Source organism: Pseudomonas nitroreducens (assembly GCF_010994165.1).
In the GTDB taxonomy this organism is placed as follows: Bacteria; Pseudomonadota; Gammaproteobacteria; order Pseudomonadales; family Pseudomonadaceae; genus Pseudomonas; species Pseudomonas nitroreducens.
In genome coordinates this window covers 515,216-531,051 of record NZ_WMBX01000004.1, presented here as the reverse complement: position 1 = coordinate 531,051, position 15,836 = coordinate 515,216, and the positions used below count along the sequence as shown (strand labels likewise).

The window sequence follows — 15,836 nt, the reverse complement described above, 5'->3', positions numbered from 1 at the left end:
GCGATCATGGACCGTCAGTCAGAGTGGGATTGGCTTCCATGCTATGACGAGGCCGTTGCAACATTCCTTGATGTCGGTGCTGAAGCCTTGTGTTTTGGCGGTGCTGAAAAAGAAATGCCCCGGCAGGCCGGGGCATTTTCCATGACTCAGTCGACCGCTTACTCCTGCGGCTTCTTCAGCTTCGGATTAGGGAAGAACTGAACCCCCTGCACCTTCGGGTCCTTGGGCTTTTCCAGCGCGCTGGTGTTGACGCGGGTGGACAGCTCTTTCGGCACCGACTGGCCCTGGGCGTTGAGGGTATCGGCGTAGCCACAGGCCACGCATTCGCGGTGCGGCACCCCGTCGACATCCCACATGACGATCTTGTCCTGCTCGCTGCACGCCGGGCAGACGGCCCCGGCGATGAAGCGTTTCTTCACCTCGCTCATCACGCCGCCTCCTCGGAGAGGCCCGAGTGGCGCAGCAGGGCGTCGATGGACGGTTCGCGGCCGCGGAAAGCGACGAACAGCGCCATCGGCTCCTGGGAGCCGCCCTTGGCCAGGATCGCGTCGCGGAAGGCCGCGCCGGTCGCCGGGTTGAGCACGCCTTCTTCCTCGAAGCGCGAGAAGGCGTCGGCGGACAGCACTTCGGCCCACTTGTAGCTGTAGTAACCGGCCGCGTAACCGCCAGCGAAGATGTGCGCGAAGCTGTTGGCGAAACGGTTGTACGCCGGCGGGCGCATCACCGCGACTTCAGCGCGGATCGCCTCGATCACTTCGAGCACGCTGCGGCCGTCGCCATGGGTGGCGTGCAGCTCGAAGTCGAACAGGGAGAACTCCAGCTGGCGGACCATCATCAGGCCGGACTGGAAGTTCTTCGCGGCGAGCATCTTCTCCAGCAGGTCCTGCGGCAGCGGCGCTCCGGTCTCGTAGTGGCCGGAGATCAGCGCCAGGCCTTCGGGCTCCCAGCACCAGTTCTCCATGAACTGGCTGGGCAGCTCCACTGCGTCCCAGGCCACGCCGTTGATGCCGGAAGCACCGGCATGCTCGACGCGGGTCAGCAGGTGGTGCAGGCCATGGCCGAACTCGTGGAACAGGGTGGTGACTTCATCGTGGGTCAGCAGCGCCGGCTTGCCGCCGACCGCGGGGGTGAAGTTGCACACCAGGTAGGCCACCGGCGCCTGCAGGTCGCCACCGGCGGTGCGGCGACGGTCGCGGGCGCCGTCCATCCAGGCGCCGCCACGCTTGTTGGCGCGGGCGTAGAGGTCGAAGTAGAAGCGGCCGACGTGCTGGCCGTTTTCCTCGATCTCGAACAGGCGCACGTCCGGGTGCCAGCGCTCGAAGTCGTTCAGTTCGCGAATCTGGATGCCGTAGAGCTTCTGCACGATGGCGAACAGGCCGCCAAGCACCTTGTCGATCGGGAAGTATTCGCGCAGGGCTTCCTGGGACACGCTGTAGCGCGCCTCGCGCAGCTTCTCGCCGAAGTAGCTGGCGTCCCAGCTCGACAGGTTCGCGCAACCCTGCTCGGCGGCGTAGGCCTTGAGCTGCTCCAGGTCCTGGGCGGCGAAGGGCTTGCTGCGCACGGCCAGGTCGCGGAGGAAGTTCAGCACCTGCTCGGGCGTCTCGGCCATCTTGGTGGCCAGCGACAGCTCGGCGAAGTTCTTGAAGCCCAGCAGGTGCGACAGCTCCTGGCGCAGGTCGAGGATTTCCTCCATCACCGGGCCGTTGTCGTTCTGCCCGGCATTCGGGCCCTGATCGGAGGCGCGGGTGCAGTACGCGGCGTAGACCTCTTCGCGCAGGGCGCGGTCTTCGGCGTAGGTCATGACGGCGTAGTAGCTGGGGAATTCCAGGCTGATCAGCCAGCCGTCGAGTTCCTTGGCCTGCGCGGCGGCCTGCATCTGCGCCTTGGCCGAGTCGGTCAGGCCGGCAAGGGCGGCTTCGTCGGTGACGTGCTTGGTCCAGGCCTGGGTGGCGTCCAGCAGCTGGTTGGAGAAGCGGCTGCCCAGCTCGGACAGGCGCGTCTGGATCTCGGCGTAGCGCTGCTGCTGGTCGGCCGGCAGGTCGATACCCGACAGACGGAAGTCGCGCAGGGCGTGTTCGAGGATGGTCTTCTGGGCGACGTCGTAACCCTTCGACTCGGGGCTGCTGGCGAGAGCCTCGTAGGCCTTGAACAGCTCGGAGTTCTGGCCCAGTTCGGTCCAGTAGGCGGACAACAGCGGCAGGCAGCCTTCATAGGCGTCGCGCAACTCGGCGCTGTTGCACACCGCGTTGAGGTGGCTGACCGGGCTCCAGGCCTTGCCCAGGCGGTCATGCAGTTCGTCCATGGCCAGCACCAGGCCGGCCCAGGTCGGGGTGCCGTTCTGCTGGGCGAGGATGCGCGCGATGGCCGCGCGGTTGTCGGCGAGGATCTGCTCGATGGCCGGCTTCACGTGTTCGGGGCGAATGGACGAGAAGGGCGGCAGGTCGTAGCTCTGCAGAAGAGGATTCGCGCTCACGGTGGCACCTTGGCTGAAGAAACACTCGGCCATCTTAAATACAATCGGGCCTATTCGCAGCCAGAGAGACTCTATCGTGACTATTCGTTCGTATCAGGGCAAAACGCCATCTCTCGGCGAGCGCGTCTTCGTCGACGCCAGCGCCGTGGTCATCGGTGACGTGGAGATCGGCGCCGACAGCTCGGTCTGGCCGCTGGGGGTGATCCGCGGCGACATGCACCGCATCCGCATCGGCGCGCGCACCAGCGTGCAGGATGGCAGCGTGCTGCACATCACCCACGCCGGCCCGTTCAACCCGGACGGCTTCCCGCTGACCATCGGCGACGAAGTGACCATCGGGCACAAGGTGCTGCTGCATGGCTGCACCATCGGCAGCCGCATCCTGGTGGGCATGGGGTCCATCGTGATGGACGGTGCGGTGATCGAGGACGAGGTGATCCTCGGCGCCGGCAGCCTGGTGCCGCCGGGCAAGGTGCTGGAGAGCGGCTTCCTCTATGTCGGCAGCCCGGTGAAGAAGGCCCGCCCGCTGACGGACAAGGAGCGCGCGTTCTTCAGCTATACCGCCGGCAACTACGTGAAGCTGAAGGATCAGCATATTGCCGAGGGGTTTGCCGGATGATCGCACCTGCGCCCATGTTCTGATCGTGCTCATTCGGTTGGGCGGTTCGCGAGCAAGCCCCGGCCAAACCGCCAGACGGGCCGCCGCGCGAGACCTCGCGCCCTATACTGAGCCAAGGTGACCGGACGCCAGGGCGTGCCCGGCCGAAGTCAGTAGCGGGCGGCGCCGGGGATGCCGCCGAGCCGGCGGGCGGCCATGAACAGTCTGTGTTCCTTCTGCTCCACCGTTTCGCCCTGGCGGCGTGGCGGTGTCGTTGCGCTGCTTCTGCTGGCGCTGGGCGGCTGTGCCCATCACCCCGCCACACCCACCGCTCCGCTCACCGAAGCCACCTGGCGCCAGGTCGATGCCGACATCGGTGCCGCCTCCCTGGCCGCCACTTCCCAGGCCCGTGCCTACGCCGAAGAAGCGATGCAGCAATGGATGGACCTGGTTTACCAGCGCACCGACGAGAAATTCATCCCCTGGTTCTCCAGCTACTGGACCCAGCAATGGCTGGGCATGAAGGTCGCCTGGTACAAGATGGGCTCCCACGGCGACCTCGACCCCACCGTCGACAAACTCGCCGCCTACCTGCAGGAGCAGTACCGCAAGCAGGTGCTCGTCCCAGTGGCGAAACAGGTCGATCCCGACTCGGTAATGGAGAAGGCCACGCGGCATTACATCGAACTGCTCAGTGTGGCGGTGAAGGAAATTCCCCAGCGCCGCGGCATCCCGCAGAAGGCCTTCGATGAACACCTGATGGGCGTTCCGGCCATCAGCCTCGGCCCGCCCTCCAGTCGCGATGCCTCGCTGTATGACGTGGTGAACGCCAAGGACATCGGCAAGCTGCCCGCCTTCGCCGCACTGATGCAGGAGATTCGCAGCGCCTCCGGCAAGGCCGGCGCCGGCACCAAGGTCAGCGGCGTCTCGCCGGTGGCGCAGCGCACCAGCGCCAAGCTGGTCAATGAACTGAAGAACCGCAGCATCGCCGGCGTGGTGGCTGGCGCAGCGGGCAAGGTCGCCGGGTCGGTCATCTCGGTGGCCTTCACCCTGTTCAGCATGGCCGGCAACGACAAGGAACGGCCCGAGGTGGAGACCCAGCTGCGCAAGGAGATCAACGCTGCCTTCGACGAACAGTGGCTGGCGCTGATGCGTGATCCGGAGGGCGGGGTGATGTCCGGCGTCGATCACCTGGGCGCCCGCGTCCAGGCCAGCCTGACCGGCCGCCTGGCACAACCCGAGGACGAGCCAGACGATGACTCAAGCGTGCAGACCTATGGTGCCGGGGAGGCCGAGCCAGTGAGCGTCAGCGGTGGCTTCCGGGTGCTCAGGCAGGGCCAGGGCGCGGCGCCCTGAGGTGTCGTTCGGCGCTCCGCGCTTCGCGCAGGCGGCCATGCACAGTATCCTTCCCGCCCGACTTTCGCGGCCGGACGCTGATCCCATGCATTACCAGAACATCCTCTTCGACCTCGACGGCACCCTCACCGACCCGCGCGAGGGCATCACCCGCTCGATCCAGTACGCGCTCGCCCAACTGGGCATCGATGAGCCGGACCTGCGCCAGCTCGAACATTTCATCGGCCCGCCGCTGCTGCAGTGCTTCATGAGCACCTACGACTTCGACGAGGCGCGTGCCTGGGAGGCGGTGAACCACTACCGCGTGCGCTTCAAGGACACCGGGCTGTACGAGAACAAGGTGTTCGACGGCGTCGGCGAGCTCCTGCAACTGCTCGCTGGCCAGGGCCGTGCGCTATACATCTGCACCAGCAAGCCGACCGTGTTCGCGGCGGAAATCGCCCGCCACTTCGACTTCGCCAAACACTTCAAAGTGATCTACGGCAGCGAGCTGGACGGCACACGGACCAACAAGGTGGAGCTGATCGAGCATCTGCTGGCTATCGAGAAGCTGAACCTGGCGCAGACCCTGATGATCGGCGACCGCAAGCACGACCTGATCGGCGCGCACCGCAATGGCCTGGCCGCTGCCGGTGTCGGCTATGGCTTCGGCAGCCGTGAAGAGCTGATGGCGGAAAATCCGGCGCATTACTTCGCGAGCATGGACGAGTTGCGCGGGGCGTTTGCCTGACGCAGCGCGAACCGCATCGGTGGGCCGTATGGCCGATCACGGTTATACGACGATTCTCCGCACTGACAACCCTGCGGGCTCAGCCGCGCAACCACTCCGCCAGCCGCGCCATCATGTCATCGCATCTGGCCAACTGCTCCAGGCTGACGAACTCGTCCGGCTTGTGGCCCTGGTCCATGCTGCCTGGCCCGCAGACCACGGTGGGAATGCCGGCCTGGTGGAACAGCCCGCCCTCGGTGCCGTAGGCCACGGTGGTGAAATCACGCGAGCCGCTGAGCAGCGCGATCAGTTCGGCGGCCTGGGCCTGCTGGTCGGTGACCAGCGCCGGATAGGCAGAAATTTCGCTGAAGCGGATATCCGTCCCGGCCTTCACCGCGCGCATCTTCGGCAGCAGCTCGGCCTCGGCGAAGGCGCGCAGGTCATCGGCAACCTGTTGCGGATCGTCGCTGGGCAGCGCGCGTACCTCGAAATCGAACTGGCATTCGGCGGGCACGATGTTCAGCGCGCGGCCGCCGCTGATCACGCCGGTCTGCACGGTGGAATAGGGTGGATCGAAGCGCGGATCGTGACGCTCCGGTGCGGCCAGGCGGGTGCCGATCTCGCCGAGGCGGCCGATCAGCTTCGCCGCGTATTCGATGGCATTCACGCCCTGCGGCGCATAGGCCGAGTGGCAGGGCGCGCCGTGTACCTGGCAGCGCATGGCGAGCTTGCCCTTGTGGCCGAGCACCGGCTTGAGTTCGGTGGGCTCGCCGATGATGCACAGCATCGGCTTGTGCTCGCGGTGTTCCAGCGCGGCGAGCAGCGAGCGCACGCCCAGGCAGCCGACTTCCTCGTCGTAGGAGAAGGCCAGGTGCACCGGCAGGCGCAGCGGTTGGGCGAGGAACGCCGGCACCGCCGCCAGTACGCACGCGATATAGCCCTTCATGTCCGCCGTGCCACGTCCGTAAAGACGGCCATCGCGCTCGGTCAGTTCGAACGGCGGGACCGTCCACGGCTGGCCATCGGTCGGCACCACGTCGGTGTGGCCGGACAGGCACACGCCGCCGCGGTCTTGTGGACCCAGCGTGGCGTAGAGATTGGCCTTGCCACCTTCGGCATCGTGGAACAGCTCGCAGGCGATACCGAAGCCTGCGAGGTAGTCGCGGATGTAGTGGATCAGCGCCAGGTTGGAGTGGCGGCTGACGGTGTCGAAGGCGATCAGGTCGGCGAGGATTTCACGGCTGGAAGGCATGGTCGGGTCCTGCATGAACGCTCTTTTCTAGGAGCCACTGTCTTTTGCTGAGACAGCGGTGCCAATGCGTGCCCTCACCCCAGCCCTCTCCCGGAGGGAGAGGGAGCTGATCGTGCCGGCTGACGCAATGGTTCCATCCTGCACCCAACGGTCCCCTCTCCCGCTTGCGGGAGAGGGCTAGGGTGAGGGGCCATTGTCTTGTAGATGCCGGCATTGCGTCACTCGTCGCCCGGCACACCGTAGCTCGGCGCCTTGGTCGGATCGAGGGCGCGCACGAGGTAGTCCTCCAGCTGCGGCTTGTAGGCCACCCAGAGTTTCTCCAGCTCATCGATGGGTGCTTCGTCCGCCCAGTCCACGCGCAGGTCGACGATGGGCCAGACCAGATCGCCCACGACCTTGAGCGCCGCCGAATGCACCGGGCCGGCTTCGCCACCGGCGGCCATCGCCGCCTGCATCGCGGCCAGCAGGCGCTCGGCCAGGCAACCGTTGGCACTTTCGAAGGCCTGGGTCATGGCCTCGATCACCTCGGTGGACGACAGCAGATTGCCGGCCGCCACGCAGTTCTCACCCGCTACGGCGTTGTACACGCCCAACGCTTCGCTGCCGGTGAACAGCGCGACCTTGCCGTGCTGGTCGATCACCGTCACCTGGCGGTACTGGCTATAGCCGTTGCTGGAGAGCGCCTTGTCCAGCGCCGCGCCGGGTTCGAGGCCGGCTTCGAGCTGGTCGAGGATCTGCGGGCCGAGGGCCGGCAGGGTGATGTTCTGCGTGGCCACCGCGCCGACGCCGGCGCGTACCCAGGGGCAGCGGGCGCCCACGGCAATGCTCGAGGAGCTGATGGCGATACCCAATTGTCCGGTTTCGGCGCAGCGGCCGACGATGGAGAAGGTCATGGTGGCTCCTTGCTTGTTCTACTAGCTGAAACGACAAAGGGCGATGCGGAAAATCCGCATCGCCTGCACGCTTGAAAGCGTTACGAGCGACGGCCCCGCCTTGACTGGCCTAGCGCAGTCGCTTTCAGTCCGGAATGACCGCGATCACGTCGATTTCCATCAGCCACTGCGGCTGACCGAGGGCGGACACCACCAGGCCGGTGGAGATCGGGAACACGCCCTTCAGCCACTTGCCGACTTCCTGGTACACCGGCTCGCGGTAGCGCGGGTCGATCAGGTAGGTGGTGGTCTTGACGATGTGCGACAGGTCGCTGCCGGCTTCTTCCAGCAGTTGCTTGACGTTCTTCATCGCCTGTTCGGCCTGGGCGCGCGGGTCACCCAGCCCTACCAGGTTGCCCTCGAAGTCGGTACCGACCTGACCGCGCACGTACACGGTGTTGCCGGCACGCACGGCCTGGCAGAGGTCGTTGTCCAGGGTCTGGTTCGGGTAGGTGTCCTTGGTGTTGAACATGCGGATGCGAGTATGGGTAGGCATCTCTTACTCCCAGGATGCGGCTTTCTGAACGGAGGAGCCTTCGCGCTGCGAGGCGTCCTGATATTCGACGTAACGGCGCTGGGTGGCGATGTGGCCGGCCACATGCTTGGCGTCGTGCCAGACGCCCCAGATGAAGGTGGAGCCGCGACGGGACAGCCACGGCAGGCCGACGAAGTACACGCCCGGCTCGCGGGAGACGCCGCGCTGGTGCTTGGGCTTGCCCTTGTCGTCGAAGGCGTCGACCTGCAGCCAGTTGAAGTCCACGGCGTAGCCGGTGGCCCAGATGATCGCGGTGATACCGGCGTCGGCGAGGTTCAGCTCCTGGATCGGATGGCGAATGCACTCGGCGTCCGCGTAGACCTTGCGGGCCTCCGGCTCCAGCGGCAGGTCCAGGCCGTTGCGCTCGATGTAGGCGTCGGCGGCGTCCAGCAGGCCGAGGTAGTTGTCGTCGCCGGCTTTCAGATTCGCCACCAGGTCGTCCTGGAAGGTCACCTTGCCGTCGGCAAAGGCCTTGGTCAGGCCGGTGAGGGTGATGCCCTCGTTGGCCAGGCGACGGAAGTCGATGGTCTCGCCACCACGGGCACCGCTCACGGCGATGGTCACGTGCTCGCGGCCCGGCTGCACTTCCTCGGCGTCCCACAGGCCGAGCACGCCCAGCCACCAGACGAAGTCGCGGTTGCGGTAGGAGCGCGGCGGGCGGTCATGGGCGCCCACCGACAGGAAGACCTTCTTGCCGGCGCGGTTCAGCTCGTCGGCGATCTGCACGCCGGAGGAGCCGGCGCCGATCACCAGCACGGCGCCTTCGGGCAGCTGCTGCGGGTTGTAGTACTTGGCCGAGTGGATCTGGTACAGGCCTTCGTCCTTCGGCGCGATGGCCGGGATCACCGGGCGCTGGAACGGGCCGGTGGCGGAGACGACGCGCAGGGCCTGGATCGTGCCTTCGGAGGTTTCCACGGTGAAGCCCGGGCGGCCTTCGTTGCGGGTGACCTTCTTCACTTCCACGCCGGTGCGGATCGGCGCGTTGAACTGCTTGGCGTAGGCGACGAAGTAATCCGCCACCTGCTCCTTGTGCGGGAAGTCGTCCGGGCCGACCGGGAATTCCATGTTCGGGAAGCGGTCGTGCCAGGCCGGGCCGTTGGCGACCAGCGAGTCCCAGCGTCCGGTGCGCCAGGCTTCGGCGATGCGGCTCTTTTCCAGCACGATGTGCGGCACGCCCTGTTGGGTCAGGTGCTCGCTCATGGCCACGCCGGCTTGTCCGGCGCCAACGACCAGCGTGTCGATTTCCAGGTTATCAAGCGACTTCTTGCCGAAGGCGCCTGGATTCAGGTCGGTCATGGCTTGCTTCCTCAGACTCTGATCACGTTTGTTCTTGTTGCGGCTAGGGAGGAGGTGTTGGCCGCATTCTGTTCAGAGGCTGGGAATAGCGAAATTATGTTTTTTGTAGTCGCAGGCTAGGGAAAAGCTGCACCCACGCAAACCCCGCGGCCCGCGGGCTACAGGGGAGGGGGTATAGGATTTTTGGTGGCTGGGGCGACAAATTGGATAGGCAGGAGGTGCCTTGTGCGTGCCCTGCCTGTTCCGATCAAGTCAAAAACACCCTCACCCCAGCCCTCTCCCAGAGGGAGAGGGAGCCGATCGTGCCGGCGGACACCGTGGATTCATCCTGCGCCGATCAGTCCCCTCTCCCTCCGGGAGAGGGTTAGGGTGAGGGGCCGCAGGCCTGCCGTGCCCCTGAAAGTGTCAGGCTCAGCGGCTCTGCGCCACCGCCTCGAGAAACCGCTCCAGCACCAGGTTCGGCCGGCGGCCCTTGCGGGTCACCACGGTCAGCGGGATGTCGTAGTGGAAGCGCTCCGGCCGCAGCGCGCGCAGGCGGCCCTGGGCGACCCAGTCGGCGGCGTAGTGGTCGGGCAGGTAGCCAATGTAGCTGCCGGTGAGGATCAGGAAGGCCATGCCCTCGCGGTCCGAGGCCGTGGCGCTGCCGGAGAGTTCCTGGTGGCGCTCCTGCGCCTCGGCCGGGATGCGGTAACTTGGCGCCACCGCGTCGCAGGCGTGGATTTCCTGCACGGTGATGCCCGCATCGTCGCGCTCGAACAGCGGGTGCTCCTGGCTGCAGAACAGCAGCGAACGCTCCTCGTATAAAGAGGAGTATTCCAGCCCCGACAGCGGGCTGATGAGCGGCACCACGCCGACATGCAACCGCCCGTCGAGAACTCCCAGCTCGATCTCGTTGGGCGTGGTCATGCCGATATTGATCCGCACCCCCGGCCCGCTGGCCTTCAGCGCGCGCAGGGCATGGGTGATGCGCATCTGCGGCAGGGTCACCAGGTTGTTGATGATGCCGATGTTCAGCTCGCCGCGCAGGTGCTGGTGCAGCTCGTTGACCTCGGCGCGGAAGCCCTCCAGCGCCGCCAACAGCGATTGCGTGGCGCGGTAGACCTCGCGGCCCTCGTCGGTCAGTGCGAAACCTGCCCGGCCGCGCTGGCACAGGCGCATGCCCAGGCGCTTTTCCAGGTCGCCCATGTGCAGGCTGATCGCCGAGCGGCTGATGCCCAGCGTGCTCTCGGCGGCCGAGAAGCTGCCGCACTCGACTATGGTTTTGAAGATGCGCAGCAGGCGGATCTCGAAATCGCTGACCTGGCCCAGGGAAGGCGCCCGTTGTTTCGCCATTTTAGTTTTACCAATCCGAAACTGAACGTAAGAAGAATAAGCTTTAACTCACGTTAAGTCAGGCCCAATCTACTGTCATCGCGCCAGGCCCGCCGCGGCCTGCGCGCCCAACAAGACTGTCTTCGAGGACAAGCTGCATGAACCAGCAAGTGAACGTCACCCCGTCGGTGGCCAGCGAACTGAACCTGAAGGCCCACTGGATGCCCTTCAGCGCCAACCGCAACTTCCACAAAGACCCGCGCATCATCGTCGCCGCGGAAGGCAGCTGGCTGGTGGACGACAAGGGCCGCAAGATCTACGACAGCCTGTCGGGCCTGTGGACCTGCGGCGCCGGTCACTCGCGCAAGGAAATCGCCGACGCGGTGGCCAAGCAGCTGACCACCCTCGACTACTCCCCGGCCTTCCAGTACGGCCACCCGCTGTCCTTCAAGCTGGCCGAGAAGATCACCCAGCTGACCCCGGCCGGCCTCGACCACGTGTTCTTCACCGGCTCGGGCTCCGAGTGCGCCGACACCTCGATCAAGATGGCCCGCGCCTACTGGCGCCTGAAAGGCCAGGCGCAGAAGACCAAGCTGATCGGCCGCGCCCGTGGCTACCACGGTGTGAACGTCGCCGGCACCGCCCTGGGCGGCATCGGCGGCAACCGCAAGATGTTCGGCCAGCTGATGGACGTCGACCACCTGCCGCACACCCTGCAGCCGGGCCTGGCCTTCACCAAGGGCATGGCCGAGACGGGCGGCGTCGAGCTGGCCAACGAACTGCTCAAGCTGATCGAGCTGCATGACGCCTCCAACATCGCCGCCGTCATCGTCGAGCCGATGTCCGGTTCCGCTGGCGTGCTGGTGCCGCCGAAGGGCTACCTGCAACGCCTGCGCGAAATCTGCGACCAGCACAACATCCTGCTGATCTTCGACGAAGTGATCACCGCCTTCGGCCGCATGGGCAAGGCCACCGGCGCCGAGTTCTTCGGCGTGAAGCCGGACATCATGAACGTCGCCAAGCAGGTCACCAACGGCGCCATCCCCATGGGCGCGGTGATTGCCAGCAGCGAAATCTACGACACCTTCATGGGCCAGAACCTGCCGGAGTATGCCGTCGAGTTCGGCCATGGCTACACCTACTCCGCGCACCCGGTCGCCTGTGCCGCCGGTCTCGCCGCGCTGGACCTGCTGGAAAAAGAAAACCTGATCCAGCAGTCCCTGGAACTGGCTCCGCACTTCGAGAAGGCCCTGCACGGCCTGAAAGGCGCGAAGAACGTCGTCGACATCCGCAACTGCGGCCTGGCCGGCGCCATCCAGATCGGCGCCCGTGACGGCGACGCCATCGTGCGTCCGTTCGAAGCCAGCATGAAGCTGTGGAAAGAAGGCTTCTACGTGCGCTTTGGCGGCGACACCCTGCAGTTCGGCCCGACCTTCAACGCCAAGCCCGAGGACCTGGACCGCCTGTTCAGCGCCGTCGGCGACGCCCTCAATGGTGTAGCGTAAGTGAGCGAGCGTCCGAAGGCCGTCCCGACGGTACAGATCGACAACGACAAGGTCCTGGTCACCGAGTGGCGTTTCGCTCCCGGTGCCGAGACCGGCTGGCACCGTCACGGCATGGAGTACGTCGTGGTCCCGGTGACCAACGGCGAGCTGCTGCTGGAAACCCCCGAGGGCGAGCGGCGCGCGCCGCTGGTCCTGGGCCAGAGCTACACCCGCCAGATCGGTACGGAGCACAACGTGATCAACCCGTGCGATCACGAAGTGGCCTTCATCGAGATCGAGCTCAAGGACGGTCAGCCGCACGCCCACTGAGCGCGCGGGCACGCGAGAAGGCATGCCGCGACGAGTCACCTTAGAGTGACTGCCGGCGTGCCTTGCAGCCCACGCTTCATACCGAACAATCCCCTCTCCCTTCAGGGAGAGGGCTAGGGAGAGGGGCTCCTCGCGAGCCCTGCCCCAATACTTTCAGCGAGAAGAGACTTCCCATGACCACCGTCAAGCACCTGATCGGCGGCGAAATGATCGCCGACACCGGCCGCACCGCCGACGTCTTCAACCCATCCACCGGCGAAGCCATCCGCAAGGTTCCGCTGGCCAGCCGCGAAACCGTTCAGCAGGCCATCGACGCCGCCAAGGCCGCCTTCCCGGCCTGGCGCAACACCCCGCCGGCCAAGCGCGCCCAGGTGCTGTTCCGCTTCAAGCAACTGCTCGAAGCCAACGAAGCGCGCATCAGCCAACTGATCAGCGAAGAACACGGCAAGACCCTGGAAGACGCCGCCGGTGAACTCAAGCGCGGCATCGAGAACGTCGAGTACGCCAGCGCCGCCCCGGAAATCCTCAAGGGCGAATACAGCCGCAACGTCGGCCCGAACATCGACGCCTGGAGCGACTTCCAGCCGATCGGCGTGGTCGCCGGCATCACCCCGTTCAACTTCCCGGCCATGGTGCCGCTGTGGATGTACCCGCTGGCCATCGCCTGCGGCAACACCTTCATCCTCAAGCCGTCCGAGCGTGACCCGAGCTCCACCCTGCTGATCGCCGAACTGTTCGAAGAAGCCGGCCTGCCCAAGGGCGTGCTGAACGTGGTGCACGGCGACAAGACCGCCGTCGACGCGCTGATCGAGGCCCCGGAAGTCAAAGCCCTGAGCTTCGTCGGTTCGACCCCGATCGCCGAGTACATCTATTCCGAAGGCACCAAGCGCGGCAAGCGCGTACAGGCCCTGGGCGGCGCCAAGAACCACGCCGTGCTGATGCCCGACTGCGACCTGGACAACGCCGTCAGCGCCCTGATGGGGGCGGCCTACGGCTCCTGCGGCGAGCGCTGCATGGCAATCTCCGTGGCCGTGTGCGTGGGCGACCAGATCGGCGACGCGCTGGTCGAGAAGATCGTTCCGCAGATCAAGGCCCTGAAAATCGGCGCCGGCACCTCCTGCGGCCTGGACATGGGCCCGCTGGTTACCGGCGCTGCCCAGCAGAAAGTCACCGGCTACATCGACGCCGGTGTCGAGCAGGGCGCCCAGCTGCTGGTCGACGGCCGCAACTACAAGGTCGCCGGTCATGAGAACGGCTTCTTCGTCGGCGGCACCCTGTTCGACAAGGTGACCCCGGACATGACCATCTACCAGGAAGAAATCTTCGGCCCGGTGCTGTGCATCGTGCGCGTGAACAGCCTGGAAGAAGCCATGCAACTGATCAACGACCACGAATACGGCAACGGCACCTGCATCTTCACCCGCGACGGTGAAGCGGCGCGCCTGTTCTGCGACGAGATCGAAGTCGGCATGGTCGGCGTCAACGTACCGCTGCCGGTACCGGTGGCCTACCACAGCTTCGGCGGCTGGAAGCGTTCGCTGTTCGGCGACCTGCACGCCTACGGCCCGGATGGCGTGCGCTTCTACACCAAGCGCAAGGCCATCACCCAGCGCTGGCCGCAGCGCAAGTCGCACGAAGCGGCGCAGTTCGCCTTCCCCAGCAATGGCTGATGGTGAATAGGTGAAGAAAAAGGCCGGTCAGTTGACCGGCCTTTTTCGTTTTCAGGGGAGCGCAGGCGCGGCGTGAGAATGGTCTCGCCTGCTTTGAGCCCGGCAATCAGCCCAAATGCTTCTTCAGGTAGATGCGCTGATGCCCCGGCGGGCAATCCTCGAGCACGCCCATGCGCTCGAAGCCCTGTTTCTCGTAGAAGCCGGGGGCCTGGAAGCTGTAGGTGTAGAGGAACAGGCCGACGCAGCCGCGGCGGCGGGCTTCGTCTTCGGCCAGGGCGATGAGCTGGCTGCCCAGGCCGCTGCCGCGCTGGTCGTCCTGCAGCCAGAGGTAGTCGATGTAGAGCCAGCCCATGCCGGATTGGCCGAACATGCCGCCGACCACTTCGCCATCCGGGTCGCGGGCGTAGAGTTCGAAGTCGTCGTAGGTGTTGCTGCGGCCCATCTGCCCGAGGTTGTAGGCGAGCAGGCCCTTGACCACGACGTCGCGCGCCTGCGGGTCGATGCCGAGGGTGAAGTTGAAGGTGGTTTGCATGGTGCCCTCCGGATTGGCGAAGGCGACCAGTCTAGGGAGATGCCGCCGCCATGGGTAGGCGTCTTTGGTAGCGGCGGGCGTGCTGGGACGAGTGGCGCGGGAAGCTCAGAGTAGCTCCTTGCGCGACATGTTGATCGACAGCAGCTTGGTATCGCGGAAGAACAGGTAACGGTAGGCCCCGCCGCTGGGGCCGTACATCCAGGTTTCCAGCTGGGCTTCGCCAGGAATGAGCTTACCGGTCGAGTCGCGCCGAGGAGGCCTGGGAGGGACGATCACACGTTTGGCAGGCTCGCCGCACTTGGCGAGGACTTCGTCCATCGGATCGCCTTCGTTGATCAGGCTGGTGCCGCAGCGCAATGTGCCGGCATGGGCGCCGCTCGCAGCGAGCAGGGCCAGCAGGGGGATCAGCAGAAAGCGCATGGGATTGCTCCGCAGAGGTGCTCACGCCCGACTTTAACCGTCAGGCGTGGCGTGTTCGTTGAGCGGGGGCAGTGCAGGGCGATGTTCTCAGCGCGCGGTGCCCACGTTGCGCACATACAGGTCCTTGCCGCCGCTACCGCCGCCGCGTGCCTGCAGCTCGAAGCGCTTGGGGTGGCCCTTGATCAGGTCGCTGAGCTTCTTGAAGCCATACAGACGCGGGTCGAACGCGGGTTGCAGCTTGCCGATGTTCTGCCCCAGAGCGCCCAGCTGGACCCAGTCGTCATCGTCGCCGTCGATGTCGTCGAGCACCTTGGCGATGAAGTCCAGCGGGACCTTTTGCGATTTGCGCTTGGCCGCGGGTTTGGGCGTGTCGTTGGCGCTCGGGGCGGCCGTCTTGTCGGTGACGGGCACCGGCTCGACGGGGGCTTCGGGCGTGGCGCGGAGGATTTCGGTGTAGATGAACTTGTCGCAGGCAGAGACGAACGGCTTGGGCGTCTTCTCCTCGCCGAAGCCGTAGACCGTCAGCCCTTCCTCGCGCAGGCGTGCGGCCAGGCGGGTGAAGTCGCTGTCGCTGGAGACCAGGCAGAAGCCGTCGAAGCGGCGGGTGTAGAGCAGGTCCATGGCGTCGATGATCAGCGCGCTGTCGGTGGCGTTCTTGCCGCTGGTGTAGGCGAACTGCTGCATGGGCTGGATGGAGTGGTCCAGCAGCACCTGCTTCCACTTGCCCAGGTTGGGCTTGGTCCAGTCGCCATAGATGCGCTTGACGCTGGCGACGCCGTACTTGGCGATTTCCTCGAACAGGCCCTCGACAATGGCGGCGGGGGCGTTGTCGGCGTCGATCAGGACGGCGAGGTGCGTCTGCTGGCGCGGGGTGGGGGATCTGGTGGCCATGTTGCATCCTTTCCTTGCGGTCCTTGGACCTTAATCGGATTGGGCTG

Annotated in this window: 16 protein-coding genes; 6 read left to right on the top strand and 10 right to left on the bottom strand. The window is 65.8% G+C overall.

Translation table 11 applies throughout. The features are described 5' to 3' along the window. Positions 1–158: 158 nt before the first annotated feature. Both GJV37_RS20055 and prlC read right to left on the bottom strand, forming a co-directional pair. Positions 159–428, bottom strand: coding sequence for a YheV family putative zinc ribbon protein (locus tag GJV37_RS20055; protein WP_024763727.1), 270 nt, complete (start codon positions 426–428; stop codon positions 159–161). Next, positions 428–2,473, bottom strand: coding sequence for an oligopeptidase A (gene prlC / locus GJV37_RS20050; protein ID WP_170858107.1), 2,046 nt, complete (start codon positions 2,471–2,473; stop codon positions 428–430). Before prlC ends, GJV37_RS20055 begins: the two co-directional genes overlap by 1 nt. 76 nt (positions 2,474–2,549) lie before the next feature. On the opposite strand from prlC, the gene GJV37_RS20045 reads away from it, so the two are divergent. The 3 genes from GJV37_RS20045 to GJV37_RS20035 all read left to right on the top strand — a co-directional run bounded on the left by GJV37_RS20045 (position 2,550) and on the right by GJV37_RS20035 (position 5,157). Further along, complete coding sequence (locus GJV37_RS20045; protein WP_170858106.1) at positions 2,550–3,092, top strand: gamma carbonic anhydrase family protein; 543 nt, start codon at positions 2,550–2,552, stop codon at positions 3,090–3,092. 195 nt (positions 3,093–3,287) lie between these two features. Then, entirely contained in the window at positions 3,288–4,427 is a 1,140-nt protein-coding gene (locus GJV37_RS20040; RefSeq protein WP_084358447.1) for a hypothetical protein, read from the top strand. Between the two features lie 85 nt (positions 4,428–4,512). Then, complete coding sequence (locus tag GJV37_RS20035; RefSeq protein ID WP_170858105.1) at positions 4,513–5,157, top strand: HAD family hydrolase; 645 nt, start codon at positions 4,513–4,515, stop codon at positions 5,155–5,157. A gap of 79 nt (positions 5,158–5,236) precedes the next feature. Here the strand turns inward: GJV37_RS20035 and argE are convergent, their stop codons facing one another. The 5 genes from argE to GJV37_RS20010 form a co-directional block, all read right to left on the bottom strand. Next, positions 5,237–6,388, bottom strand: a complete 1,152-nt coding sequence (argE, locus tag GJV37_RS20030; RefSeq protein WP_170858104.1) for an acetylornithine deacetylase — start codon at positions 6,386–6,388, stop codon at positions 5,237–5,239. A 218-nt stretch (positions 6,389–6,606) separates the two neighbouring features. After that, positions 6,607–7,281, bottom strand: a complete 675-nt coding sequence (locus tag GJV37_RS20025) for a DUF1028 domain-containing protein (protein WP_169889243.1) — start codon at positions 7,279–7,281, stop codon at positions 6,607–6,609. Positions 7,282–7,405: 124 nt separating this feature from the next. Further along, positions 7,406–7,816, bottom strand: a complete 411-nt coding sequence (locus GJV37_RS20020) for a RidA family protein (RefSeq protein WP_015474916.1) — start codon at positions 7,814–7,816, stop codon at positions 7,406–7,408. A 3-nt stretch (positions 7,817–7,819) separates the two neighbouring features. After that, positions 7,820–9,151, bottom strand: a complete 1,332-nt coding sequence (locus GJV37_RS20015; RefSeq protein ID WP_037015589.1) for a flavin-containing monooxygenase — start codon at positions 9,149–9,151, stop codon at positions 7,820–7,822. Positions 9,152–9,562: 411 nt separating this feature from the next. Continuing rightward, a complete protein-coding gene (locus tag GJV37_RS20010) occupies positions 9,563–10,483 on the bottom strand; it encodes a LysR family transcriptional regulator (protein WP_024763735.1) in 921 nt (306 codons plus the stop codon). A gap of 137 nt (positions 10,484–10,620) precedes the next feature. Here GJV37_RS20010 and aptA point away from each other — a divergent pair, with 137 nt between their 5' ends. The 3 genes from aptA (at position 10,621) to GJV37_RS19995 (ending at position 13,946) form a co-directional block, all read left to right on the top strand. After that, complete coding sequence (gene aptA / locus GJV37_RS20005) at positions 10,621–11,967, top strand: omega-aminotransferase AptA (RefSeq protein WP_024763736.1); 1,347 nt, start codon at positions 10,621–10,623, stop codon at positions 11,965–11,967. After that, entirely contained in the window at positions 11,968–12,276 is a 309-nt protein-coding gene (locus GJV37_RS20000; RefSeq protein ID WP_024763737.1) for a cupin domain-containing protein, read from the top strand. Positions 12,277–12,449: 173 nt separating this feature from the next. Continuing rightward, positions 12,450–13,946, top strand: a complete 1,497-nt coding sequence (locus GJV37_RS19995) for a CoA-acylating methylmalonate-semialdehyde dehydrogenase (protein WP_024766243.1) — start codon at positions 12,450–12,452, stop codon at positions 13,944–13,946. A 106-nt stretch (positions 13,947–14,052) separates the two neighbouring features. Here GJV37_RS19995 and GJV37_RS19990 read toward each other — a convergent pair whose 3' ends face one another. From GJV37_RS19990 to GJV37_RS19980, 3 genes are all read right to left on the bottom strand, one after another. Further along, positions 14,053–14,478 (bottom strand): GNAT family N-acetyltransferase, encoded by a 426-nt coding sequence (locus GJV37_RS19990; protein WP_024766244.1) that lies wholly within the window; start codon positions 14,476–14,478, stop codon positions 14,053–14,055. Positions 14,479–14,583: 105 nt separating this feature from the next. Beyond that, a complete protein-coding gene (locus GJV37_RS19985) occupies positions 14,584–14,898 on the bottom strand; it encodes a DUF2845 domain-containing protein (RefSeq protein ID WP_024766245.1) in 315 nt (104 codons plus the stop codon). Positions 14,899–14,985: 87 nt separating this feature from the next. Then, a complete protein-coding gene (locus GJV37_RS19980; RefSeq protein WP_024766246.1) occupies positions 14,986–15,789 on the bottom strand; it encodes an NYN domain-containing protein in 804 nt (267 codons plus the stop codon). Positions 15,790–15,836: the final 47 nt, after the last annotated feature.

What these genes read in the sequence shown, in the direction of transcription:
- GJV37_RS20015 (WP_037015589.1), bottom strand. Translation starts at nt 9,151, where the DNA reads ATGACCGACCTGAATCCAGGCGCCTTCGGCAAGAAGTCGCTTGATAAC.
- GJV37_RS20020 (WP_015474916.1), bottom strand. Translation starts at nt 7,816, where the DNA reads ATGCCTACCCATACTCGCATCCGCATGTTCAACACCAAGGACACCTAC.
- GJV37_RS20040 (WP_084358447.1), top strand. Translation starts at nt 3,288, where the DNA reads ATGAACAGTCTGTGTTCCTTCTGCTCCACCGTTTCGCCCTGGCGGCGT.
- aptA (WP_024763736.1), top strand. Translation starts at nt 10,621, where the DNA reads ATGAACCAGCAAGTGAACGTCACCCCGTCGGTGGCCAGCGAACTGAAC.
- GJV37_RS19990 (WP_024766244.1), bottom strand. Translation starts at nt 14,478, where the DNA reads ATGCAAACCACCTTCAACTTCACCCTCGGCATCGACCCGCAGGCGCGC.
- argE (WP_170858104.1), bottom strand. Translation starts at nt 6,388, where the DNA reads ATGCCTTCCAGCCGTGAAATCCTCGCCGACCTGATCGCCTTCGACACC.
- GJV37_RS20055 (WP_024763727.1), bottom strand. Translation starts at nt 428, where the DNA reads ATGAGCGAGGTGAAGAAACGCTTCATCGCCGGGGCCGTCTGCCCGGCG.
- GJV37_RS20025 (WP_169889243.1), bottom strand. Translation starts at nt 7,281, where the DNA reads ATGACCTTCTCCATCGTCGGCCGCTGCGCCGAAACCGGACAATTGGGT.
- GJV37_RS19980 (WP_024766246.1), bottom strand. Translation starts at nt 15,789, where the DNA reads ATGGCCACCAGATCCCCCACCCCGCGCCAGCAGACGCACCTCGCCGTC.
- GJV37_RS19985 (WP_024766245.1), bottom strand. Translation starts at nt 14,898, where the DNA reads ATGCGCTTTCTGCTGATCCCCCTGCTGGCCCTGCTCGCTGCGAGCGGC.
- GJV37_RS20035 (WP_170858105.1), top strand. Translation starts at nt 4,513, where the DNA reads ATGCATTACCAGAACATCCTCTTCGACCTCGACGGCACCCTCACCGAC.
- GJV37_RS19995 (WP_024766243.1), top strand. Translation starts at nt 12,450, where the DNA reads ATGACCACCGTCAAGCACCTGATCGGCGGCGAAATGATCGCCGACACC.
- GJV37_RS20010 (WP_024763735.1), bottom strand. Translation starts at nt 10,483, where the DNA reads ATGGCGAAACAACGGGCGCCTTCCCTGGGCCAGGTCAGCGATTTCGAG.